General features: G+C 40.4%; 17 protein-coding genes. 11 read left to right on the top strand and 6 right to left on the bottom strand.

Annotated features, from left to right (window positions below):
• Nucleotides 1-4: 4 nt before the first annotated feature.
• The 11 genes from ABJF57_RS02915 (at nucleotide 5) to ABJF57_RS02865 (ending at nucleotide 16,260) form a co-directional block, all read left to right on the top strand.
• A complete protein-coding gene (locus tag ABJF57_RS02915) occupies nucleotides 5-724 on the top strand; it encodes a hypothetical protein (protein WP_462231408.1) in 720 nt (239 codons plus the stop codon).
• On the top strand, nucleotides 721-3,453 hold the full coding sequence (locus ABJF57_RS02910) for a carboxypeptidase-like regulatory domain-containing protein (RefSeq protein WP_462231410.1): 2,733 nt from the start codon (nucleotides 721-723) through the stop codon (nucleotides 3,451-3,453). Before ABJF57_RS02915 ends, ABJF57_RS02910 begins: the two co-directional genes overlap by 4 nt.
• Entirely contained in the window at nucleotides 3,453-4,637 is a 1,185-nt protein-coding gene (locus tag ABJF57_RS02905) for a DUF4249 domain-containing protein (protein ID WP_462231412.1), read from the top strand. Before ABJF57_RS02910 ends, ABJF57_RS02905 begins: the two co-directional genes overlap by 1 nt.
• Nucleotides 4,637-5,803, top strand: coding sequence for a DUF4249 domain-containing protein (locus tag ABJF57_RS02900; RefSeq protein ID WP_462231413.1), 1,167 nt, complete (start codon nucleotides 4,637-4,639; stop codon nucleotides 5,801-5,803). The genes ABJF57_RS02905 and ABJF57_RS02900 overlap by 1 nt, the downstream gene beginning before the upstream one ends.
• A complete protein-coding gene (locus ABJF57_RS02895; RefSeq protein ID WP_462231415.1) occupies nucleotides 5,803-6,951 on the top strand; it encodes a DUF4249 domain-containing protein in 1,149 nt (382 codons plus the stop codon). The genes ABJF57_RS02900 and ABJF57_RS02895 overlap by 1 nt, the downstream gene beginning before the upstream one ends.
• Nucleotides 6,948-8,090: a DUF4249 domain-containing protein gene (locus tag ABJF57_RS02890; RefSeq protein WP_462231417.1), complete on the top strand. Its 1,143-nt coding sequence runs from the start codon at nucleotides 6,948-6,950 to the stop codon at nucleotides 8,088-8,090. Before ABJF57_RS02895 ends, ABJF57_RS02890 begins: the two co-directional genes overlap by 4 nt.
• A gap of 40 nt (nucleotides 8,091-8,130) precedes the next feature.
• Nucleotides 8,131-9,267, top strand: a complete 1,137-nt coding sequence (locus tag ABJF57_RS02885) for a DUF4249 domain-containing protein (protein ID WP_462231419.1) — start codon at nucleotides 8,131-8,133, stop codon at nucleotides 9,265-9,267.
• A gap of 11 nt (nucleotides 9,268-9,278) precedes the next feature.
• Nucleotides 9,279-11,018: a carboxypeptidase-like regulatory domain-containing protein gene (locus ABJF57_RS02880; RefSeq protein ID WP_462231421.1), complete on the top strand. Its 1,740-nt coding sequence runs from the start codon at nucleotides 9,279-9,281 to the stop codon at nucleotides 11,016-11,018.
• A 165-nt stretch (nucleotides 11,019-11,183) separates the two neighbouring features.
• Nucleotides 11,184-12,524 (top strand): hypothetical protein, encoded by a 1,341-nt coding sequence (locus ABJF57_RS02875; protein WP_462231423.1) that lies wholly within the window; start codon nucleotides 11,184-11,186, stop codon nucleotides 12,522-12,524.
• A 3-nt stretch (nucleotides 12,525-12,527) separates the two neighbouring features.
• Nucleotides 12,528-15,224 (top strand): CHAT domain-containing protein, encoded by a 2,697-nt coding sequence (locus ABJF57_RS02870; RefSeq protein ID WP_462231425.1) that lies wholly within the window; start codon nucleotides 12,528-12,530, stop codon nucleotides 15,222-15,224.
• Between the two features lie 13 nt (nucleotides 15,225-15,237).
• A complete protein-coding gene (locus ABJF57_RS02865) occupies nucleotides 15,238-16,260 on the top strand; it encodes a hypothetical protein (RefSeq protein WP_462231427.1) in 1,023 nt (340 codons plus the stop codon).
• A 36-nt stretch (nucleotides 16,261-16,296) separates the two neighbouring features.
• On the opposite strand, the gene ABJF57_RS02860 is transcribed toward ABJF57_RS02865, so the two are convergent.
• The 6 genes from ABJF57_RS02860 to ABJF57_RS02835 all read right to left on the bottom strand — a co-directional run bounded on the left by ABJF57_RS02860 (nucleotide 16,297) and on the right by ABJF57_RS02835 (nucleotide 24,589).
• On the bottom strand, nucleotides 16,297-16,536 hold the full coding sequence (locus ABJF57_RS02860) for a hypothetical protein (RefSeq protein ID WP_462231429.1): 240 nt from the start codon (nucleotides 16,534-16,536) through the stop codon (nucleotides 16,297-16,299).
• Nucleotides 16,537-16,657: 121 nt separating this feature from the next.
• Nucleotides 16,658-17,263 carry a hypothetical protein gene (locus ABJF57_RS02855; RefSeq protein ID WP_462231431.1) on the bottom strand — a complete coding sequence of 202 codons (606 nt, stop codon included), beginning with the start codon at nucleotides 17,261-17,263 and terminating at the stop codon, nucleotides 16,658-16,660.
• 157 nt (nucleotides 17,264-17,420) lie between these two features.
• Nucleotides 17,421-18,158, bottom strand: a complete 738-nt coding sequence (locus ABJF57_RS02850) for a DUF1835 domain-containing protein (protein ID WP_462231433.1) — start codon at nucleotides 18,156-18,158, stop codon at nucleotides 17,421-17,423.
• 3 nt (nucleotides 18,159-18,161) lie between these two features.
• Nucleotides 18,162-18,800, bottom strand: a complete 639-nt coding sequence (locus tag ABJF57_RS02845; RefSeq protein WP_462231435.1) for a lipoprotein signal peptidase — start codon at nucleotides 18,798-18,800, stop codon at nucleotides 18,162-18,164.
• Nucleotides 18,800-22,180, bottom strand: a complete 3,381-nt coding sequence (ileS, locus tag ABJF57_RS02840; RefSeq protein WP_462231437.1) for an isoleucine--tRNA ligase — start codon at nucleotides 22,178-22,180, stop codon at nucleotides 18,800-18,802. The genes ABJF57_RS02845 and ileS overlap by 1 nt, the downstream gene beginning before the upstream one ends.
• 15 nt (nucleotides 22,181-22,195) lie before the next feature.
• Nucleotides 22,196-24,589 (bottom strand): efflux RND transporter permease subunit, encoded by a 2,394-nt coding sequence (locus ABJF57_RS02835; protein WP_462231439.1) that lies wholly within the window; start codon nucleotides 24,587-24,589, stop codon nucleotides 22,196-22,198.
• Nucleotides 24,590-24,721 lie beyond the last annotated feature (132 nt).

Raw genomic sequence — 24,721 nt, 5'->3', positions numbered from 1 at the left:
CTTTATGAAAAGCCTGATCTTTTTTATTCTATCAGTGTCGTTGCCTGCACTCGTATTTTGTCAGTGCGATTTGAGCGACCTTACCAAAGACTTAAGCACTCAATCTGGACGGATAGCCAACAGCTATTTGGAAGAGGTAAATGTAGCTTCGACGCTCAACCGAGGAACGCTTGAGATTAAAAATTATGCTAAAGATGAGCATCCATATTTTGTGAAAAATGAATGGATCAGCGGTAGCTTAACATATGACGACATATTTTACCCTGAGGTTCCTTTGAAATATGACATTACCAAGGAGGTGCTTATCACCAGAAATAGTCTTGGGATCATTTATAGTTTGAGGAGTGATAAAGTCAAGAATTTTAAGCTTTTCGATCGGATATTCATTAATCACAATTATGGAAAAGAGGGAGATTCACGACTCTTAGAAGTAAAAAACTGCGGACAAGTGTCGTTGTTCCTTCAATCGAATAAAGCATACAAGGAACTCATAGAGCCTCCAAGCGTCAGAATAGTCTACGAAAGAGAAGAGACATACCTGCTATACAAGGATGGCGAGTTCCACAAACTTGGCGGAAGAAAATCAATTTTGAAGCTTCTTGAAGATCAAAAGAAAGCTTTAAAAACTTTCATAAAAGAAGAAAATCTATACGCTAGCGAAGGGAAGGATAACTTCTTTTCAAAAGTTACTGCATACTACAATTCCATGATGGAAAATCAATGAGAAGACAAAAGTGGATATTCACATTCTTTTTGTTATACGCTTCATTTGCACAGTCGCAAAACATTAGCGGGCAATTTAACAATACCAATTTCAAAGACTTTGCAAGTCAGATCGAACAGCAGACCGGGTGGCGGGTCTTCTATGATCCTGAACTGTTAGATACCCTGACGGTAACGGCATCATTTACCAATCAGCGTGTGACGACTGCACTTGAGGTGGTTTTCAGAGGCACGAAACTTAAGGCTAATTATTTCGAGAATGCAATTTTTGTCTTTAATGATCTGATTATTCAGACGGAGTTACCAGACGATTTTCTTTCCAGAGATGCGAGTGATTCTGCCGTTACTGATGAAATATTGGTTGACATTGATAACTCATCGGGCTCGGATGACAACCGACCACCGTTGATCATTGGAACGCGGACAAGCCGTATTTTACCAGGAAACGCTACAGTAAGTGGCCGAGTAGTCGACAAATCTTCCGGAGAGCCAATTTTAGGAGCATCCGTCTACATCGAAGAGCCCCTCATTGGTACTTTTTCCGACCTTGACGGAAGGTTTAGCTTAAGTCTACCAAGGGGAAGACAAAAACTACTCCTATCAAGTGTGGGAATGGAGCCAGAGGAACGTATGATTATTGTTTATTCTGATGGATCAATAGAAATTCAACTTGAGGAGATAACAACTGCATTGGATGAAGTCGTGGTGGAGGCAGAACGGGATGATAACCTGCTTGAGCCTCAAATGGGAGTTGAGAAACTCAACATCAAAACTGTAAAACTTGTACCCACGGCACTTGGAGAAGCGGATATTGTAAGAGTTTTAATGACTTTGCCGGGTGTAAAATCAGTAGGAGAAGCAAGCAACGGATTTAATGTAAGAGGTGGTTCATCAGATCAAAATTTGATCTTGTTCAACAATTCCACCATCTACAATCAGTCACACCTTTTTGGTTTTTTCTCAGCGTTTAATCCGGATGTAATTCAAAACGTGGAGCTATATAAAAGCAGCATACCTGCTGAGTTTGGGGGCCGGTTGTCTTCCATTCTTCAGGTTAATTCAAGAGTAGGAGACTCCACAAAAATTTCTGGTTCAGGTGGGATAGGACTTGTGACTGGAAGAATAACAGTTGACGGACCCATTGGTGACAAAACGACCTTCCTAATTGGGGGCAGAGCCACATATTCCAATTGGATTTTGAAAACAATCAAAAATGAAGATTACCGAAATAGTAGCGGGTCGTTTTATGACATGAATGTTGATATTAATCACCGAGTAGATGATAAAAACACTTTAAAGTTTTACGCTTACAGAAGCAATGACAGCTTTAAATTAAGAAGTGACACCTTATATAGCTACAGTAACAACGCAGCGAATGTATTGTGGAGAAGAGATTTTGAGGATTTTTATACGGATGTTTCTGTTGGATTTAGCAACTACACGTACGATATATCCAGTGCCTCCAATCCGGTAAATGCGTTTGAGCTAGGTTATGGAATATCGCAAGTTGATGCAAAAGCAGACTTGAATTATTTTGGATTTGATGGGCACTCCTTGAATTTTGGGCTAAATACGATTCAGTATTATTTGGAATCTGGCAGTCTTTTACCGCAGGGTGAGGAGTCATTAATTACGCCATCTGTATTGCAAGACGAACGAGCGTCAGAGACTTCACTTTACTTGTCAGACAGTTATGAGGTCTCAACGAAACTAAATGTCAGCGTTGGAGTTCGAGGTACTTTATTTAGAAGCAAAGGTCCTAGAGATTATTTCGTCTATGCCGAGGGTGTGCCTAAGAGTGATCAGACAATAATTGACACGGTATCTGCGGCAGGAGGTCAGCTAATAAAGGCTTATCCTAGACCAGAATTTAGGGTGTCCGCACGATATACCTTAACGGACGAGTCTTCGGTTAAGATTGGATTTAATTCAATGAATCAATTTATCCATAGAATGTCCAATACAGTGGCCGTTTCTCCTACCGATGTATGGAAATTGAGTGATTTTAATATTAAGCCACAATCAGGCAATCAAGTATCTATCGGGTATTTCAGAAACTTCAAATCAGGACTTATTGAAACATCAGTTGAAACGTACTATAAACGCATTCGAAATGTGTTAGACTATAAAAGTGGGGCTGTACTCACCATGAACCCCAACTTGGAGGCAGACTTGCTGAATACAAGAGGAAGAGCCTATGGCGTAGAATTATTAATCAAGAAAACCAGCGGCAGGCTGAATGGTTGGCTTGGATACTCCTATTCGCGATCAGAACTAAGGCAAGACGATGCACTTGCAGGTGAGTTGATCAACGATGGGAATTGGTATCCATCGAATTTTGATAAACCACATGATTTCACAGCGGTGATGAATTATAAGTTATCGAAGAGATATAGCATTTCTTTAAATATGACTTATAGCACTGGAAGACCTGTAACTGTCCCTTTAGAACAGTTCACATATGCAAGATCCAGAAGGCTATTGTATTCTGATCGAAATGAATTTAGAGTGCCAGATTATTTCAGAACTGATATTGCATTTAACATCGATGGCAATCATAAATTGAATAAACCACTGCACGGTTCATGGACGATCGCTATTTACAATTTAACCGGTAGAAGAAACGCCAATTCGATTTATTTTCTCTCAGAAGGAGGTGGAATTCAGGGATACCAACTTTCCATATTCGGGAATCCTATTCCTACGATCACCTATAATTTCAAGTTTTAATGCTCACAGCTAAGAACATATTATATATATGTGTTTTCTGCGTGTTTTTATTCGGATGTGAGGATCCATTCAGAGTGCCATCCTCTGAATCTAACATAGGGATCTTAGTGGTTGAGGGTAGAATTGGAGATGAAGAAACACTCATCCTATTGAGTAGAACGGCCAATTTGGATTCATTCAGCATAAAGCCTGAAGTGAATGCTTTGGTTCAAATAGAGAATGAGCTTGGAAATGTGGTCGGGCTATTAGCCGAAACAGAGGCCGGCAGCTATTTCTTAGATACTGACTTAATTGTTAATGAAAAGTATCGAATAAGGATTGAGACAAATAATCAAGAAGTTTATCACTCTGATTATGCAACACTCATTGCAACGCCCCCCATTTCTGATTTGAAAGCGAGGGTCGATCCTGTGTCAGGAAACATTGAAATTTTAGTTTCCACGCAAGACCTGGATAACAATACGAGGTATTATCAATGGAACTACGAAGAGACGTATGAGTACAGCGCGCCATACTCTTCAATATTAGAATTTGATGGAGAAAAAGTAATTCCGAGAGATCGAAATGGCGATAGGCAAATTACATTGTGCTGGAAGTCGAATAATTCGAGTGACATTTTATTGGAATCAAGCATTCAATTTGATGAAGATGTTGTTTCAAATAAGCGTCTTGTAAGTTATTCGTTAAGTGAAACCTTTAAGTTTAATAGAACTTATAGCATTTTGGTAAACCAATATGCTTTGTCATCGAATGAATTTGAATTTTGGTCCTTACTTGAGAAGAACAGTGAGTCACTAGGGACTCTTTTTGATCCTCAACCTTCTCAGATAAGCACAAATCTTGAATGCAAAAGTGATCCTCAAAAGGGGGTAATCGGATACGTTGGAGCGTCTTCGAAAACACAGAAAAGGATTTTTGTTAGAAATGCCGATATCCCTGAAAGCTTTAGAAATCTTGAAGTTGTCGAATTGTTTTGTGAAGAAGGTCTGGTATGGATGGGAGATGAAGATGAAGTCGTTAGGATTCTATCCGACGGGATGTATGTTCCCATAGAAATTGTACCTCCCACCCCGGATGGAGACATACCAGATATTTTGTACGCAACGATCTTTTGTGCAGACTGCCGAGAGCAGAGAGGAGTGAATGAGGGGGGAACTAATGTAAGACCAAATTTCTGGTTTTAATGATGAGAAGAAAAAACATATCATACCTATACATTTTCTGGGTGTTTTTACTTGGATGTGAAGACCCATTTGAAGTGCCGTCCTCTAGTTCCAACGCGGGGATCTTGGTGGTTGAAGGTAGAATTGGTGATCAGGAGACACTCATCCAATTGAGTAGAACGGCCAATTTGGATTCATTCAGCATAAAACCTGAGCTGAATGCCAATGTTCAAATTGAGAATGAGCTTGGAAATGTTGTTGGTCAATTGAATGAGGTTGAAGCTGGTACTTATCTCTTGAGCACTAATTTGACAATCAATGAAAAGTATAGGGTAAGAATAGAGACAAATAGTCAAGACATTTATCTTTCTGATTTTGCGACACTCCTTTCGACACCATCCATTTCGGATTTAAGCCTGAAGGTGGATTCTTTGGGTAGCCTTGAAATTCAACTTTCTACTGAAGACCCCACGAACAACACAAGATATTATTTGTGGGATTACGAAGAAACGTATGAATATAGCTCCCCTTTCATTTCACTATTTGAATATGATGGTGATACTATTATCGCACGAGATCGAAACGGAGATAGGCAAATTACGCGATGTTGGAAGACCAATTTTTCTACAGACATTTTACTGCAATCAAGTATTCAATTTGAAGCAGATGTTATTTCAAAGAAACCAATTGTGAGTTATTCATTAAGTGAAACGCTTAAGTTTAATCGAGCCTACAGTATTTTGGTCAACCAATATGCTTTATCATCAGATGAATATGATTTTTGGACATTATTAGAGAAGAACAGTGAATCACTTGGCACGCTTTTCGACCCTCAACCTTCCCAGATAAGTTCAAATCTGCAATGTACAAGTGATCCTCAAAAACGTGTCATTGGATATGTAGGATCTTCTTCAAAGACTCAAATGAGACTTTTGGTAAGCAATGAGGATATTCCAAAAAAGCTAAGAAACCTTGAAGTTGTAGAATTGTTTTGCGAGGTAGGTGTGATATCGTTAGCGCGGGAAGAGGAAATAATGAGGCTAATGGCTGACGAAGAATATGTTCCAATAGAGTTGATCCCTGCTGATGGCTCCATTCCTAACATTTCGTATTCAACCAAATTTTGCGTCGATTGTAGAGAGCAACCTCCGCAAGGAACCAATATTAAACCCAGCTTCTGGTTCTAATGACAAGAATAAAAAACATATTATACCTGGATATTATCTGCATGGCTTTGCTTGGGTGTGTGGATCCTTTCGAAGTACCTTCCTCTAAATCCAACACCAATCTCTTAGTTGTGGAGGGTAGGATTGGAGACGAAGAAACATTCATCAGACTAAGCAGAACAACTAATTTGGATGGATTTGGTATAGGCCCGGAAGGGTTTGCTTTTGTTCAAATTGAGGACGAACTTGGGAGTGTTATCGGGCAATTAAACGAAATTGAATCGGGCACTTATTTCTTAGAAGTTGATTTAGTCATTAACGAAAAGTATCGGGTCAGGATTGAGACGACTGATCGAGAGGTTTATCACTCAGACTATGCAACCCTTATTTCAACGCCTCCCATTTCGGCGTTAGGAGTAAAGATCGATTCTTTGGCAGGAAGCATAGACATTGAACTTTCTACGGAAGATCCTGCAAATGATACAAGATATTATTTATGGGATTACGAAGAAACGTATGAATACAATTCAAGGTATAAATCACTATTGGAGCGTGATGGCGGCAATTTAGTGAGAAGAAGAGACGAGAATCAAATATTTGTGTGCTGGGAAACAGATTATTCCTCAGATATTTTGTTGCAGACAAGCATCCAGTTGGAGAAAGACATTATTGCAAATAAGCCTATCGTAAGTTACAAGCTGAATGAAACGGACAAGTTTGATAGAGTCTACAGTCTTTTGGTAAATCAATACGCCTTATCATCCGATGAGTATGATTTTTGGTCCTTGCTGGAGAAGAACAGTGAATCACCAGGTACACTTTTTGATCCTCAGCCCTCTCAATTGAGTTCGAACATCCAATGTACAAGCGATCCAGAAAAGGGGGTGGTTGGATACATAGGAGCATCCTCAAAAGCACAAAGAAGGGTTTTTGTGAACAGTAAAGATCTTCCGAGAAATCCAGCACAAGTCGTATCATTTTGCGAGGAAAGAGCGGTGCCACTTTGGCAAGTAGATGCCGTCGCGAGGGTTGTGTCCAACCAAAATAATGTTCCTCTTGCAATTGGCCCTTTGGGAGAGCTGGAAGCCCTCTTTTATACAACGAGGTTTTGTGGAGATTGCAGAGAACAAGGAGGAACCAATGTGAGACCCAGTTTCTGGTTTGAATGAAAAGATTGAAAAACATATCGCATCTAAGCATTTGCTGTGTGTTTTTGCTTGGTTGCGTGGATGCATTTGAAGTGCCGCCCTCCATTTCCAATGATGGGATCTTGGTGGTGGAAGGCAGAATGGGGAATGATGAAACCATCATCAGTTTAAGTAGGACAGCAAATTTGGATTCATTCAGCATAAAGCCGGAAGTGAATGCCATTTTACACATTGAGAATGAAGTTGGAAGTATCGGACAATTAAACGAAAGAGAAGCAGGTACTTATTTCCTTGATACCGATCTGAATTTTGGTGAAAAGTATCGGATTAGAATTGAGACAGCTAGTCAAGAGGTTTACCATTCTGACTATGCCACGCTTCTGGAGACCCCACCCATTACAGCTTTAGAATATGAAGTTGACACTGCGGAATTTGGTGTAGAAATCCTTCTCTCCACTGAAGACCCCAACAATGATACAGGATACTACTTATGGGATTATAACGAAACTTATGAATACTTCACGAAGTTTAAATCGCTATTAGAGTTTGATGGCGTGAATTTGACCAAAAGAAATAAGGAGAATCAAATAAAGTTCTGTTGGAAAACAGATTACTCTTCAGATATTTTATTGCAATCCAGCATTCAGCTTGAAGAAGATGTTGTTTCAAAGAAACCTATTGTACGCTATACATTAACTGAAACAAGAAAATTCGTCATTGCTTACAGCATTTTGGTAAACCAATATGCCGTTTCAGCTGAAGAATTTGAATTCTGGTCCTTATTGGAAACGAATAGCGAATCGCTGGGAACCCTCTTCGACCCGCAACCTGCACAGATAACTTCGAATCTTCAGTGCACAAGTCATCCTCAAAAGAGGGTAATCGGATACATAGGATGCTCTTCAAAGACTCAGAAAAGACTTTTTGTTGATGGTCGGGATCTTCCAAGAGACCCCACAAATCTCATACTCTATTGCACGGAAAGATCCGTATTGCTTTCTGAACAGGAAGAATTGATAGAAATTCTGTCAAGTGGGAGGTACGTTCCTACAAGATATGCCCCAATAGGGGATTCAGAAGGACTTTTTTACGCAGCAAATTTTTGTGCGGATTGTCGAGTACAAGGAGGAACAAACGTTAAACCAGATTACTGGTTTTAAGGATATGTGATATGAAAAGTACCAATAGTTTAAAAGGTTAATGTCAAGAAGAAAAAGTATATCATATCTATACATTTTCTGTGCGTTTTTGCTTGCATGCGAGGACCCATTCGATGTGCCGTCTGCCAATTCCAATGTGGGAATCTTGGTGGTAGAGGGTAGAATTGGAGACGAAGAAACGCTCATTCAGTTGAGTAGAACGGCCAATTTGGATTCATTCAGCATAAAACCCGAAGTGAATGCAGTTGTTCAAATTGAGAATGAACTTGGAAACGTCGTAGGACAGTTGAATGAAGTGGAAGCAGGCACTTATTTCTTAGAGATGGATTTGACCATTAATGGAAAGTATCGGATCAGCATTCAGACAAATAATCAGGAAGTTTATCATTCTGACTATAGAACGCTCCTTTTGACACCACCTATTTCAGATTTAGTTGTGAAAGTAGACACCTTAGCGGGTACCCTTGAGATTTTGCTTTCTACAAGAGATGTAGATAATAACACAAGGTATTATTTATGGGATTACAGCGAAACTCATCAGTATAGGGCACGGTATACATCTCGCTTAGATTTTGATGGAGAAAAACTCTTTAGACGAAGTGACGAAAATCAAATTACATGGTGTTGGAAAACCGAGCATTCGACAGATATATTATCTCAATCAACCATTCAATTTGAGGAAGATCTGATTTCGAATAAGCGCATTATACGTTATGTACTAAGACAGACAGAAAAATTCGTTATTGCATACAGTATTCTGGTAAACCAATACGCCGTGTCAGCCGATGAGTATGAATTTTGGACCCTTTTGGAGAAGAATAGCGAATCACTCGGTACTCTTTTTGATCCTCAGCCCTCGCAAATTAGCTCAAACCTGCAGTGCACAAGTGATCCGTCAAAGAGCGTAATAGGGTTCATAGGATCATCTACTAGGTCGCAGAAGCGGGTCTTTGTAGATGGAAGAGATTTGGTAAGAAATCCGAGCAAAAAAGTATTTTGTAACCAATTTACGATTTCACTTAGTCAGCCAGATGAAATAATAAGGATTCTTTCCAAAGATAATTTCATTCCCACTGTGTATGTTCCTGAGACTAATTCGGTGGCTTATACAACTAAATTTTGTGCAGACTGTAGAGAACAAGGGGGAACCAATGTCAAACCAAGTTTCTGGTTTTAAATAAAATAAATATGAAGCATTTGCTATTTCTGATAACGATTCTTAACTCATTTGTGAATCCTTACATTTCTCAAGCACAAGTCAATTCCGAAAACGTGAGAGAGAGTGTTTATGTACACACGGATAGACATAGCTACGTGGTTGGAGAGACTATTTGGTTCAAGGTCTATGCGAAAAGCTATGAACGCTCATGGGATGGTCAACAATTTAGGGAGACAAATTCACCTTCTCGAGTAAGCAAAGTAGCGTATGTTGAGGTTTTGAATAGTAAGAATGAAGCTATTCTACAGCAAAGCATCAAATTAGAAGATGGAATGGGCCAGGGGTCACTTTACGTTCCTTTTTCTGTGAATACAGCAGGGTATCGGCTGAGGTGCTATACACGCTGGATGAGAAACGATTCTCCGGAAAAGTATTTTGAGAAATTCGTTTCCATTATAAACCCACTCGTATCGGTGAGTGATAAAAGTGTAAGAATTGTATCAAACACTCAATCAACAGACTCAGTTTCGATACCTGACGCGGAGATTTATAAGCCATTGGCAAACAAGTCTAGAAACCTTGAGGTGGTTCAGGAAAGAAGAAATTTTTCAACAAGAGAAAAGGTGAGTCTTAAGTTGAAAAACTTGGCAGATAAGAAAGATGCTGCTAGTCTTTCTGTATCTGTTTATAAGATAGATGCACTGGATAAGTTCGCTAGCTTAGGAATTGTTGGATACTTTGAGAATTCAGAGTCGGCCACCACAAAAAAAGAAGAAAAATTTGTAGCCGAATATGAAGGACAAATGATTACTGGAGTTGTGACAGCATGCGATGGTAATGTTGTTCCGGGTAAGATTATATACCTATATAATAAGGGAGAAAATACAATTATTTATACGGCCAGAACTGATGATGAAGGAAAGTTTTTGTTTATCACTTCAGAATTTATTCCGAGACCGAATGTTCAAATCAAGCCTGAAAAAGCCGACGATTGCTTTAAGATTCTTATTGATCCGGCATTTTCTGATGAATTTTCCACAAACGAAATACCTTCATTCACACTAACCGAGGGGGACTTAAATGCCATCTCCAAAAGGAGCGTTTACATGCAGGTAAATAATACGTCCAAAGATGAATTCACACAAATAGACTCACTCAACTACATAAACTTTTTTGAAAGTGAGTATACGACTTATCGACTGGACGACTACACGAGATTTAGTTCGCTTGAAACGACTTTCAAAGAGTATATCTCAGAAGTAGCGGTGAGCAATAAAAAGGGAGATTTATCATTCAGAATCAAAAACGAAGATCGGGTTTTTAACCGTGCAGATCCGCTCATCCTTATTGACGGGGCAGTAATCGCAGATCCAAACATGGTCAAGCAGATTCACCCAAGTAAGATCGATAGAATTCAGGTTGGCGTAGAATTATACTTAATAGGAGAAGTCACTTTTTATGGGGTAATTGGAATTTTCACCAAATCAGGTGTTACTCTTAGATTTCAAAACGCCAGTGAGTATTCCCTGCCCAGCAATCAGGGGTTGTTGACACCATTGTTCCCTAAATATGAAACCGATCTAGCTCAAAGTAGCCCAAAGCCTGACTTTAGGACACTGCTTTATTGGAATGGAGATTTGGCGCTGGAAGAAACCCAAGATGTGGAGTTCTATACCTCAGACGTGCCTGGCACCTATAAGGGTGTTATTGAAGGGATTAGCGCATCCGGGGAGTTGTTTAGCGAGTCTTTCACATTCAGTGTTAAGTAGTCTAATTGGCGGTGAGATTTTTGTTTGAATAGGCTTTAATAAAGACACGTTAAGGGGATCAATTCAGGATACGTATATTCGAGCTATGCACCAGTGGTAGTACCTTCCTGTCGTACTCAAGTAATTAATTACTAATTTAACGAACCGCTTAAAACCTAATAACGTATGAAAATGATTAAAAATGGGCTTTTGCTTTTCAGCATCGCAACGTCTACCATTTGCTCCGCACAAGTCAATACCACTCAAGAAGGCAATTACAAAGTAAGAGCTTCTGCAGATCGATATTTCACACAATTTCAGAATGGCTATGTGGTCATTAAAGATGGAACACGATTTGACGGGCAGATATCACTTTTTGGATCTTCCTACAGAAGCCTATCCAGTGTCAAAATCAAAACAGGAGAGTTGACCTACGATTTTTATATGAGAAGTCTTAAGGAATTCGGACTCTCAGACAATTTGATTAACGATACACCTGATGCATTTGATTGGTTTACCATGGATAAGGTGAAACTTATGGGCGACCCAAATGCACCAGCTAAGCCAAGCAATAAAAGAAAAGCTGTGACTAACAATGGATATGTGGTCACTAAGTCTGGAGCTGTATATCAAGGTAAGATGACAGTGATAGAGGTTAAGAAAAAAGTCGAGAGTTTTTCTCTTAAAACAAAGGACAAGCAAAAGCTAAAGTTTGAAGCCTCCGAGCTTTCCAATTTTGGAGTAGGTGAGTATGGCACAGTTACGAATGCTGCTGTGGCAGAAGAGTCAACCTCGGTGACTTCTGCAATTGAAAATGAGGAAGAACCTATAGATGATGCCGACGCGTATGATCCAATAGATGCAAGCTTCCTTGCTACAAAGACGACTGACGAATCCGTTTCCACCAATGGCTATGTCATTACATCAGCAGGCGAGAAAATCGAAGGCGCTGTATCAGTTACCGCGCCACCCAAAATTTGGTTCGCTACAGACGTTACCTTGACTACACCCTCTGGTGTTGTCAAGAATTATGCGAATGATGGTTCCTTGCAGAAAGTAGTATTTACCGTCAATGGTCAAGAAAAAGAATTTGTCAATTACGAAAATGAATATGTTGAGATTCTGCACAGAGAAGGCAAGTTGATCCATTTTAGAAATCCACATCCAACAACTTCTTCTATGGGTGGGGACTTGGCTGATGCCTTGACAGGGGCTGCCATGGAAAGCGCTGATCGTGAGCTAAGAGAGGCTGGTGGTAGTGTTACTAAAACGGGCACTGAAGGTGATACAGACTGGACATCAGAAGAAATAATCAAACTATATGCAAAGGAATACATCCTACTCAATGAAGAAAACGGGAGATATGCCATGTACATACCAGGCAAGAACTATCGACAAATCAAAGGGGAGTTAATGGGAAGTGCTGAGTATCTGAGTATGGACAAGGATAGCAAAAATGTCCTTCGTAAGATGGGAGATCCAAGAGCTACTATGCAGTTTTTGAACGCAAAGCTTTACACCAAGTAGAAAGTGAGAACTATACTTTTTCTAAGTATATGTTTTTCCATCAAAGCCGTTGCCCAACCAAATGACCAGCTTCTTAAACTGTCCATCACGTTGGGTGACGGGCTACAGATGGCTTTCGATCCTGTGGATCGACAACACAACTTCAATACCGAGATTGATGCGAAACTGTCTAACGGTGACTTGCAGTTTTATAGGGGGCATTATCGACGGAGCGTTGGATATTATCATGAGATATTGGAAGATATGGTCAAACTGGAAGACACTGGCCCCATTGATGTATTCAAGCTATCGAAATGGCAAGACAAGCGATTCACAAAATCTGAGAAGTTCCTTCGACAAGTAGGTAAGAAGCCAATTCCAGAAGATGCATATGATGACCTCACACATGCAATCAATAACTTAGGAATCTATCATCATCATATTGGGAATTACCCGGTTGCGGAAAAGTTGTTTCTAAAGGCGCTCAGTATCAGAGGCGAGGTTTTTGGAAAAACATCGTTGGCGTATGTTACAACACTCCATAACTTGGCAGTGTTGAGGAAGGATCAAGGAAGGTACGATGCTGCTTCCGATATGCTTTCATATGTCCTTCGTTTCATTGAAAAAAGGTATTCAAAAAATAGCCTATTGTATGTAATATCAGCTAATAATCATGCCATGCTTTTGTCCTCGCTAGGCCAGGCAAAGGAAGCGTTAGCCCTACTACAAATGATTGAAGCGCAGCCAGAAGTTTTCCCTGACCATTCCCTGGATTATGCACGAATACTTGTCAACTCTGGGCTATTGTATCTGGAGTCAGGTCGGCTTGAAGAAGCTACAGGTCAGCTAAAAAAGGCGATAGATATTTATGAGCTCAAAGGTGCAAGTAAGCATCCTGATTACTGGAAGATTCAACTTGATCTGGCACGAGTGAACTTGCGCTTGAATAACACTGCCTTTTTAGATGAGTACATAGAAAAAAATCTGGAAGAGTTGGAAAAGGACCTTGGAGCGTCTAGTCTCACTTACCTGGATGCACTGGAGCTCAAGGCGGACTATCTGATGGCTCTAAAAGATCATGCACAGTCAGTATTGGAATATCAGAAAGTGGTCGAAGGAAGGAAGTCTCGTTTGGGAGTTCTGCATAAAAATTATTTATCAGTTAGTACGAAACTCGCCATGGCTCATTGGAAAAATGGGCAAAACGTTTTGGCTCGTCAGCAGCTTTCAGCCACTATGAATCGATACTTGAAGGTGGTCGAGAGTTATTTCTATTCGATGACCGAGCATGAGAAAGCCAGGTTTTGGAGTGTGCTAAACCCGGATCTCAATGCCTATTATGCATTTATTTCCGCTAACCACAATCAATTTCCAGAGATTCTTGATGAAGCTTACAATCTACGCCTTCAAACAAAGGGATTGTTGCTACATAATACCAATCAAATACGTAGAAGCTTGCAATCATCACTCGATGAAGACCTGAAGAAAAAGTATCAAGAGTGGATTGTTTTGAAAGAAACTCTGGCAAGCTACTATGGACTTACCATGGAAGATGTCAAAGAGTTGGGAGTAGGTATCAAAGACTTGGAGCAGAAAGCCAATACGCTTGAAAAAGAGATAAACAGGTCTGTGACACTGTCGTCTACAATCAATGTATCCGCAAATTTGTCAGCTATTCAAGACAAACTCGGTGATGAAGAAGCAGCCGTCGAAATCATCAGAGTATCAGACAATGAAAGTTCGACATATATGGCACTAGTAACCAAAAAAGAAGAAGTCAGTTTTGTTCCTATTGGTAATGCGGAAGAGCTGGAAAAGAAAATGACCCCTTACTATCACAATGTCATTCGGACGAAAACCAAAGAGTCCTTGTCTTACAAAAAGTTTTGGATACCCTTTGCTGATCAGCTAGCGGGCTATGCTAGAATATATTTGTCTTTAGATGGTGCTTACAATCTAATCAATCTCAATGCGCTTCAATCGGAAGGGGAGTACATCATCGATCTATTGGATATTGTTCTTGTTCCAAATACGTCATCGATTGTGGGAAATCCCAATTTGGAAAGGAACCCCAATGCTGTACTTATTGGCAACCCTAATTTTGACGGTAGCGCCGTGCCACTGCCAGGTACTAGAGAAGAAATAGAAGCGATAAATAAGATTCTACAAATGGAGACGCAGGTTTTGATGGATGAAGCAGCCAGCGAAAGCGCTCTTAAGAAAATCAAACAACCAATAATTTTGCATATTGCGACACATGGTTTTTTTGAAGAAGACACGAAATCCAAAAGCGGGCAGAGAAGTTTGACGCTAGATAATCCCCTGTTCAGGTCTGGCTTGTTGTTGTCAAAACCTAAAAACACTGATGGCATGAACAAGGGGGATGGCTTATTCACTTCATATGATGCAATGAACCTTGATCTTCAAAATACGGATTTAGTGGTACTCAGTGCGTGTGAGACAGGGAAAGGAGAAGTGATCAATGGTGAGGGGGTCTATGGCTTATCAAGAGCTTTCACCATAGCTGGCGCTAGAAACCTGATCATGAGTCTTTGGAAAGTGGATGACCAGGCCACCAAAGAATTAATGATTTCGCTTTATCGCTTTTGGCAATCTGGAGTTAGCTTGAAAGATGCCTTCAGACAAGCACAGCAGGAGATGAAAAAGAAATACGAGGATCCCTACTATTGGGCTGCCTTTGTTTTAATAACCAATGAATAATTAGAGAAAAATTATGAAAAAACTAGCCACCATTTTATTGTTGCTGCCCCTATTTGCTAGCGCGCAGTGGACAGCTGCCTCACGGATGTCTTCTGGAAAAGGAGAAACAATTGTTACCAATTTTATTCGAGGGTATGTAGAGTTAACCAACGGAACCCGAAAAGATGGGGAGATTCAACTAAAAGTATTGAATGGAGATACTGTTGAGATTCGGGTAAAACCTACCGGAGGAAAGAAGGAAAAATATCCGCGAGACCAGGTAGCCAAATTCTACGGAGTAATTCTTTTGAAAGACGTTAAAAATGATTTTAAGAAACCGTTTAAAAATTTTCACCCTGGTAAACTGTTTTTAGAAAATGGTGATGAAAAAACAGGTAAGATCGCGATGCGAGTGCGAGAGGCAGACGAACACGATGGAACAAAAATTTACGGACCTATTGGTGTCAAGTATGCCAATGAAAACGATGAAGTCACTACTCACATGGCTGCCAGCAATCGTGTTGTTTATTTAATTCAAACAATCAATGGTACCGACTACCATTACATCAGAGTTGGGAGGCAATTCATCTCGGTTGGCAATCCTACAGGGAGGTTTAGCTATTTCAAAAATCCAAACCCTACGCATGCAAGAGAAGGAACTACAAATTTGACTAAGGTAGCCATTCAGGAAGTAGGTGAGGCGATAGCCGAGGAAGCTGCAGAAGCTGCGGCTAAGCGAAGCTTGGAGGAGAGTCAAAAGCGAGGTGAAGATTTTGGTCAGTCTATTGGGAATGCCACAGTAGCTGCTATGAATACCGCAAATGAAGTAAATGAGCTCTTTACACCCGATGAAGATGGAGCAATCTATTTTGAAGAGTATTACATTGTTGACAATGAAAAACTCACAAGAAGCATTGTCTATAAAAAGAATGTAGATGAGGTGTTATATTCCTTACTGGAAGGTTGTGGCGTAGATGATAAAATCCCTGGAGTTACAAATGGGATTAAGGAGCTTACGGAGGTCATGATTTTCCTTGAAGAGAATGTTTGTAACTAAAGCATAAAAAAAGGCCGCTTAGCTAGAGTGGCCTTTTTATTCTTCCAGATCGTCCTCTTCTGCATGACGATCTTCATATTCTTCTTTTACCTCATCCCGTAGATTACCATCATCATCATAGTCGTCATCTTCAGCGATAAGGCTGTTTGCTTCTTCACGTGTCATCTTCACCAAAAAGTACTTGTCTTCTGTTTCAAATGGGAGTCCGCTTTGGTACAGTCCATCTTTGTTTACGTACTTGATTAAGTACTCCTCGAAACCCTCTGGATACGCCAACTTGATCTGCTCTTGAATCTCTTGATCCAGTGCTTCAAAAGCCTTTAGAACCCTTGGTTTAGCATTTATAAGGACTAATGTAAAATTGAATTTCGAAAAATCACAAAGTCACTTAAATATTTTATTCTTTACTCAAGTGATTGATTGCTTTGTCATACGATTTCGTCAGGCTCTTCTCCTGTGAATGGAGTTCAGCAAAACCCAGATTGAGCATGAGCGCAAGTCTTCGAGCACTGCCAGCATCGTAGGATGTAGGATCTGCGAATAATCCGGCAATTTTTTTCCAACTGGAATCAGGTCCTTCTTCTTGCACGCGATATACACCCGAAAGAATATAGGTCGTTTCATAGTCGAACGTATTTACGACACCACTAAGTTCTGCACTCCTCCAGGCGCTGTTCTGGAGTATTGGATTCCATATTCCTCTTTCCAGTATTTGAATCATAGCCTCCATACCTGAATTATAGGTTAGGCTATTCCACAGGCTATCATTCGATAAATACCTCCCAAGCTTTTGTGACATGGCAAGGTGGTAATCCATCTTTCTGTCTAAATCGTTTTTATTCGCCTGAAGTTCTTTCAGAATGTTATTCAATACCGCCTCACGTGTTTGATCTTCTTTGATGGAACTCCTCCATTCGCTTAATCCTAGAGCCAGCAATACGGTGAATACGATCAGTAGTGCTTCAATAAAAATGTGCCGGTAGTCGATTTTTGATTTTGCCATGATTTGGTCGATTTGGGATTTTACAATTAGGATAGCTTCGGTGTTAGCGCCATATAATTCAGTTTGGGTTTGGCCATCATCTAAATTATTTCACTAAGCACAAAATGCAAAGTTGAAATGGAGATGCGACTGACGTAGCCCGAAATTTTAAAGATTGCTACTGCTCTTGATTTTTCTGAATCTCATCAAAAATCCTTTTGATTTGCAAGTCACCAAACCCATAGATAGGAGCTCTTTCAATAAACTCGCGGAAGATAGTGCCAAAATCATTGGTGGATTTCTCTTCCATGATATCCAGGATCAATTGTTCAGGCAGTCCAGGTTTATCTCCTTTAGGAAGTCGATCAAAATGCGCTTCGATGGCTCGCATAACAAAGGGGAAGTCACTATGCATCTGAACACCCAACTTCAGCAGGCGCTCAATGTGATTTTTTTGATAAGCAAACCAAAGCAATGCAAATTGATTCACATTGACTGGAGTTAGCGCTTTCTTGTTTTGAAATGCCTCAATCAATTGCTGCTCATTTAATCCGCCAAATCCATAGCGGAGTGAATCCTTTGGCATCACAAGAAATACGTTTACTCGTTTGAGATACAGAAGGCTACAGACGAACCACAGGTTAGCCTGACAAAAAAGGTCTTCCTCAAACCATAGGTTTACTTCGGCATCAGTAAGTGAATTGATTTTTCGTATTTCCTCAGCAGTTCCAGCATATGAGCCGCCATAACTTTTTTTAATAAAATCTGATCTAATTTGAAGAAACGCATCCAGAGACTTAGCATTTGAAGGGCCTTCAATAAGACATTCTCTGGCGACTAGCATTTCCCCGTGGATTTGAACCGTTGGAAACTGCTCTTTTAATGAGTCACCGTTGAGAATGTGAATTTGCTTCAATACTTACTCATTTATGGATTGTTCTACATTAGCATTGGTTATCTCTTCAGTCTCTTCTTCTTCCTTTTTGAAATACCGTTTTTGAAAAACGATAATAAAGCATATCGCGACAAAAATTGATGCATCCGCAATATTGAAAACTGGCCATAATGCCATGTAATCACCACCGATCAAAGGAATCCAGCTTGGAAGATATCCCTCCCAAATATCTATGTAAAACATGTCGATTACCTGCCCGTGAAACCATGCAGTGGGAGCATCATAGGGAGCATTGTCAAACCAAACCCCATAGAAAACAGAATCAATCAGATTTCCTATTGCACCTCCCAAAATCAATGCAATACACAAAAGCAGGCCGGTGTTTGTTTCCTTCTTTATCAGTGAATACAGGTAGGAACCAATGGCAATCATAGCTCCTATTCTAAATACGGTAAGAACCAGCTTGCCATACTCGAAATCCAGCTTCATCCCGAAGGCCATCCCTGGATTTGTGAGGTAATGTAGCTTAAACCATGTGCCGAAGATCAGAATCTGGCCTTGACTTCCCATGTCCATGTTGTAGTATACAATCAACTTAACAATTTGATCCAAAAGGATTACAGCAAAGCTTATTAGGAAATATTTGAGGACTTGATTTTTCATCAATTTGCTACTTCTATTTGTACGTTGATTTCAATTCCGTCTATGTCAAACTTATCGCCTCCATCTGCCTGTTTGGCTTCTAATGAAACGGCCTGAGTTTCTGTTTTGATATATTCTGCAAAGTCAGTTAGCGCAGCACTCATCATTGCATCTGCCGTCGCATAGCTTACGGCTATTTTGTCCTGTACCTCGAGCCCTTTGTCTTTTCTCAGATTCTGAATTCGATTCACCATATCTCTGCTTAATCCTTCTTTTTTCAGGTCATCCGTAAGTGTAATGTCCAGAGCAACGGTAAGTCCGCTTTCTGAAGCTACCAACCATCCGGGAATGTCTTGTGAAGAAATCTCTACATCTTCAAGTGTAAGGATGATCTTTTCACCCTCTACTTCTATTTCAAAAGAGGCATCTCTTTCAATTGCGGCTATTTCTTCCTTGCCAAATCCGTTGATAACCGCTGAGATAGCTTTCATCTTTGGCCCGTGAGCTTGTCCCAGCTTTCGGAAGTTAGGTTTAATGCTTTTCACTAAAATACCAGAAGCATCATCCACATACTCAACTTCTTTTACATTGATTTCCGTTTTAATCAGCTCTTCAACAGCTTCTATTCGTTCCTTTACCTCCGCTTTGAGAATAGGAATCAATACTTTTTGAAGAGGTTGCCGCACTTTAATCTTTTCTTTCTTTCTCAATGAGTGAACCAGCGAAGAAATGTTTTGTGCATAATGCATGCTTTCAGTCAATGCTTGATCAATTTTATCTGGTTCTGCTTGGGTTAGCTGGCTGAGGTGCACGGAATCATGTCGCAGGGGAGTATTGTTCCTTTTTGCAGCCTCTCGTATCCCGTCAGTCAAATTTTTATATAGCCACTCGGAGTAGAATGGAGCAATTGGGCTCATGAGTTGGCCAGCCACCATTAAGCATTCGTACAATGTTTCATATGCGGCTTTCTTATCAGCATTTAGTTCACTTCTCCAGAACCGTTTTCTTGATAAGCGTACATACCAATTGGATAGCTGATCGTTCACAAAATCCTGAATCGCACGTGCGGCCTTGGTTGGCTCATAATCTTCATAAAAGGAGGTCACATCTCTGATGAGAATCTGAAGCTCCGATAAGATCCATCGGTCAAATCTTGGACGATCCATGACAGGCGTCACATTCATCTCATCCATCTCAAAGCCATCCAAATTTGCATAGAGTGCAAAGAATGAATAGGTATTCGTTAACGTTCCAAAAAACTTACGTTGCACCTCTGCCACGCCTTCTAGGTCAAACTTCAGGTTGTCCCATGGATTGGCATTGGCGATCATATACCAACGTGTTGGGTCTGCTCCGTATTGATCCAACGTTTCAAACGGATTGATTGCATTACCTAATCGCTTAGACATTTTGTTGCCATTCTTATCAAGCACAAGGCCATTGGCAATCACATTTTTATAAGCGACACTGTCGTTGAGTAACACTGCGATGGCATGCAATGTAAAAAACCAACCCCGCGTTTGATCTACCCCTTCAGCAATAAAATCAGCTGGATAGTTAGCTTTATAGGTTTCATCATTTTCAAATGGATAGTGCCATTGAGCGTAAGGCATGGCACCAGAATCGAACCAAACATCGATAAGGTCAGATTCTCGCATCATCTTTTGTCCAGTGTCACTGACAAGAATCACATCATCTACATATGGGCGATGAAGGTCAAAATCTTTCGGTAAATCAGCCGACATAAATCCGGCTTCAGCAGATTTGTGAACCTCCCGCTCCAGCTCCTCGATGCTTCCGATGCACTTCATTTCGGTGCGATCTTCCGTCACCCAAATGGGCAGAGGGGTTCCCCAGAATCTGGATCTACTCAGGTTCCAATCAACCAAATTTTCGAGCCAGTTCCCAAAGCGTCCTGTTCCTGTAGATTCAGGTTTCCAGTTGATCGTCTTGTTCAGATCAACCAAGCGATCTTTCAATGCTGTGGTTTTGATAAACCAGGAATCTAAAGGATAGTAAAGTACCGGCTTGTCCGTTCTCCAACAGTGCGGATAGGAGTGCTCATATTTCTCCACCTTGAACGCCTTATTGTCTTCTTTCAGCTTAATAGCAATCAGAACGTCTGTAGGCTTGAAGTCTTGATCGCTTCTTTCTTCGTCGCTGTAATATTCTTCTTTGACAAATTTTCCCGCAAAATCTGTTACCTCTTCAACGAAGCGTCCCTGCTTATCCACCAAGGGAATATCTTGTCCTTTTTCATCCTTAATCATCACAGAAGGGACACCTGCTTGCTGAGTTATTCTAAAGTCATCTGCACCAAATACGGAAGCCGTATGTACTACTCCTGTGCCATCTTCAGTGGAAACAAAATCACCAGGAATAACTTTAAAAGCCTTTTCTTCCAACTCATCGTTGGTCACATAGGGCATCAACTGTTCATACTTCACTTCGAGAATATCGACACCTTTAAAGTCCTGAATGATCTCAAATGGAATCAATTTATCCCCCGGCGTATAATCAGCAAGAGAAATGTTTTTGGCTTTTTCAGGGAAAAATTTACCAACCAAATCCTTTGCGAGTATCACAGATACAGGCTCATGTGAATACTGATTGTATGTTTTTACTTTGACATAAGTGATCTTTTCGCCGACGGCCAGTGCACAATTAGAAGGAAGCGTCCATGGTGTGGTGGTCCATGCAATGATTCGCACGTCCTCCGTGTCATGCTCGAATAGAAAAGATGAACGATCATCTTTTTTTACCTTAAACTGGGCTATAATGGAAGTGTCTTTTACGTCACGATAAGTTCCAGGCTGATTTAATTCATGAGAACTAAGTCCTGTACCCGCAGCGGGTGAGTAAGGCTGGACAGTATAACCTTTGTAAAGGAGGTCTTTATCAAACAGCCTTTTCAGGAGGTTCCAGACAGACTCGATGTATTCTTTTTCAAAAGTCACATACGGATTGTCGAGATCTACCCAATATCCCATCTGACGGGTGAGTTCATCCCACTGACTTTTAAATTTCATTACGGCTTCTCGGCACTTGGCGTTATACTCCTCAACAGAGATTTTTTTACCAATGTCATCTTTTGTGATCCCCAGTTCTTTTTCAACCTGAAGCTCCACAGGTAGACCGTGGGTGTCCCAGCCACCTTTCCTTTTTACCTGATACCCTTGCAGTGTTTTATATCGACAAAAAATGTCTTTAACCGTTCTGGCCATCACGTGATGAATGCCAGGAGTACCGTTTGCTGACGGTGGCCCTTCATAAAAAGTAAAGGTATCCTTCCCTTCACGTGTGATTACTGATTGATCAAAAATGCCATTATCCTCCCAAAATTTGAGGATGCTTTTAGCAATTTCCGAATAGCTAACTTTCTTATATTCAGGATATTTCACTTGTCCGTAAAAGTTCTAATTAGTTGTTTTTTTCTTTTTTTGGGATTTGTCATCGTCATCGATGCCCTCTGCTAGTTCGGGTATTTCTTCAATGAGCGGATGCTTGGATCTGTCACGTTTGCCACTGTCAAATTGAAGGATGAGTGCTGGCAATACTACCACGTTTGTAATCATGGCAAAAAACAGGGTGATCGAGGTGAGCTTACCAAGAGCGATAGTGCCTCCAAATTCAGAAAGCACAAATATGATGAATCCAAAAAAGAGAATGATGGACGTATATATCATACTGGAACCTGTTTCCCGGATACTCTTACTAATAGCTTTCGATACATCAAATTTCTTTGCGAAAAGCTCTTGGCGATATTTAGCCAGAAAGTGGATGGAATCGTCCACAGAAATTCCGAAAACAATGCTGAATATGAGTGCAGTGCTTGGCTTCAAAGGGATGCCGAAATACCCCATGATTCCCGCTGTGATTAGCAATGGAATGATATTAGGTATGATAGAAATGATGATCATTTTCAAGTTTCTAAATAGCAATGCCATGATGAAGGCAATGATGACAAAAGCGATCAGCATCGAGGTGAGTAAGTTCTCAATGAGGAATTTGTTTCCTTTGATAAACATCAAAGTAGTGCCGGTTACATTTACTATCATCTTAGAATCCATGAAAATGGAATCTATCTGTGGAGCGATTACTTGGTTGACAAGCGAATCCAGCTTATTTGAACCAATATCCGCAATCTTTAATGATACCCTCACATATTGGCCGGTAGAGTCAATGAATGATTGAGATAAATCCTCCGTCTCCCCCTCCCTTAAATAACGCATGATGAATGCCATCTCCCGATTGGATGGAAGAGAGTAAAAGGATTCGTCTTGATTGAAGAATGCTTGACGCGCGGCTTTGGCAAAGCTCACAACAGAAATTGGTTGCGAAATACCGTCAATTGATGATATGAAGTTTTCAAACTCATTAATTTTTCTGAGGTTTCTTAAGTTTTGAACTCCCTTTTTTGTCCCTGTATCAATGATTATTTCCAGAGGCATGATACCACTAAAGTTCTTCTCAAAAAATCGAAGATCTTTTTTCAGAGGGCTCTTCTCAGGTATATCATCTACCATGAATGAAACTGCCTTGATCTTGTATAGACCAACCGCAGACACGGCCACAACAGCGATTGTGAGAATGAATATTGCCGGTCTCATTTTATGGACAGCGACATCTATTTTCTTAATAACCCAGTCCAGCATTTTAAATTTTAAATGCTTTAGGTGCTTCTGAGAGGGCGGTTTATAGAGCGAAAAAACGCCAGGAATCAGTATGATGCTAACGATGAAGGTCGCCATTATATTGATCCCAGCTACGATACCAAATTCTACCAAAACATTGATCTGTGTGGTAGCGAGCACGAAAAACCCAACAGCGGTAGTAAGGTTGGTAATGAAAGTAACCACACCAATTTTCCGAATGATTCTACTCAAAGCTTTCATTTGATCACCGTGTTCGTTGAACTCATGGTGATACCTGTTGAGCATGTATACACTATTTGGAATACCAATTACAACGATTATTGGAGGGATAAGCCCTGTAAGCAGGGTAATCTTATAGCCAAGAAGCGCCAGCGTTCCCATGACCCAAACCACGACCACACCAATGATGATTAATGGAAAGACAACCGCCTTAAACGACCGAAAGAATAAAAACAATATGATTCCTGTCACAATCAATGAGAGCACCAGAAACATGTTGAGTTCTGCCTTTACTTTGCTGGTGGTGATGGATCGGGAATAGGGGAGACCTGCAAAATGGACATCAATTCCAGAATTTTCTTCGAACTTTTTCCCTTCATCGATGATGCAATCGACCAGCTGATCACGATTTTTAGAATTTAGTATGTCTTTCTTTATTGTGATTAAGAGGAGGGTGGCTCCATTGGTGTCATTGATTAGCTGACCACTATAAAACTTTAAACTTTTTGCTTCTTCGAGTAAACTATCCAGTGTTTTCTGATCTTCAGGAACTTCTTCAAAAACAGGCTTTAATTCAAAAGCCATTTTTTGATTATTCCTTTCAAGCTTTTGAAGATTAGGCAAACCGAGTACGTTTCTTATTCCTTCCTTCTTTTCAAGGGTATAGGTGAGTTTGCTGAACTTTTCAAAATTTTCTAATTGGTATACGCTACTATCTTGTATGCCTATAGCCATGATATTTCCATCCTCGCCAAATGTCTTCCTGAACTGCCTGAAATAGATCATATCAGCATCCTGCTCAGGAACGATATTCGCAAGGTCATAAGACCATTTAATGTTTTGAGATTGATATCCCATAAACACAGTAATGGCTGCTAGGATGACCATTAGGGTTACGCGAAATCGAAGGATGTAATGAGCGAGTTTTGACCACATAATAAAATAGTGCGCAAAGGTAATGAGATCAGGCTTAGAGGCAAGATTTTCAAGGGTTTATAGGAATTTTATGTCCATTCTTACCAATCGGAGTTGTGCACTTACCTGTGAATGACAAATAAATGCGCGAGC

The sequence above is a fragment of the Ekhidna sp. genome (genome assembly GCF_039940915.1).
In the GTDB taxonomy this organism is placed as follows: domain Bacteria; phylum Bacteroidota; class Bacteroidia; order Cytophagales; family Cyclobacteriaceae; genus Ekhidna.
This window is presented reverse-complemented; position numbering and strand designations above follow the sequence as displayed.

Excerpts from the sequence above, each read along its gene's own strand:
- ABJF57_RS02915 (WP_462231408.1), top strand. The coding sequence starts at position 5 with ATGAAAAGCCTGATCTTTTTTATTCTATCAGTGTCGTTGCCTGCACTC.
- ABJF57_RS02900 (WP_462231413.1), top strand. The coding sequence starts at position 4,637 with ATGATGAGAAGAAAAAACATATCATACCTATACATTTTCTGGGTGTTT.
- ABJF57_RS02855 (WP_462231431.1), bottom strand. The coding sequence starts at position 17,263 with ATGGCAAAATCAAAAATCGACTACCGGCACATTTTTATTGAAGCACTA.
- ABJF57_RS02910 (WP_462231410.1), top strand. The coding sequence starts at position 721 with ATGAGAAGACAAAAGTGGATATTCACATTCTTTTTGTTATACGCTTCA.
- ABJF57_RS02845 (WP_462231435.1), bottom strand. The coding sequence starts at position 18,800 with ATGAAAAATCAAGTCCTCAAATATTTCCTAATAAGCTTTGCTGTAATC.
- ABJF57_RS02865 (WP_462231427.1), top strand. The coding sequence starts at position 15,238 with ATGAAAAAACTAGCCACCATTTTATTGTTGCTGCCCCTATTTGCTAGC.
- ABJF57_RS02885 (WP_462231419.1), top strand. The coding sequence starts at position 8,131 with ATGTCAAGAAGAAAAAGTATATCATATCTATACATTTTCTGTGCGTTT.
- ABJF57_RS02835 (WP_462231439.1), bottom strand. The coding sequence starts at position 24,589 with ATGTGGTCAAAACTCGCTCATTACATCCTTCGATTTCGCGTAACCCTA.
- ABJF57_RS02890 (WP_462231417.1), top strand. The coding sequence starts at position 6,948 with ATGAAAAGATTGAAAAACATATCGCATCTAAGCATTTGCTGTGTGTTT.
- ABJF57_RS02880 (WP_462231421.1), top strand. The coding sequence starts at position 9,279 with ATGAAGCATTTGCTATTTCTGATAACGATTCTTAACTCATTTGTGAAT.
- ABJF57_RS02905 (WP_462231412.1), top strand. The coding sequence starts at position 3,453 with ATGCTCACAGCTAAGAACATATTATATATATGTGTTTTCTGCGTGTTT.
- ABJF57_RS02875 (WP_462231423.1), top strand. The coding sequence starts at position 11,184 with ATGAAAATGATTAAAAATGGGCTTTTGCTTTTCAGCATCGCAACGTCT.
- ABJF57_RS02895 (WP_462231415.1), top strand. The coding sequence starts at position 5,803 with ATGACAAGAATAAAAAACATATTATACCTGGATATTATCTGCATGGCT.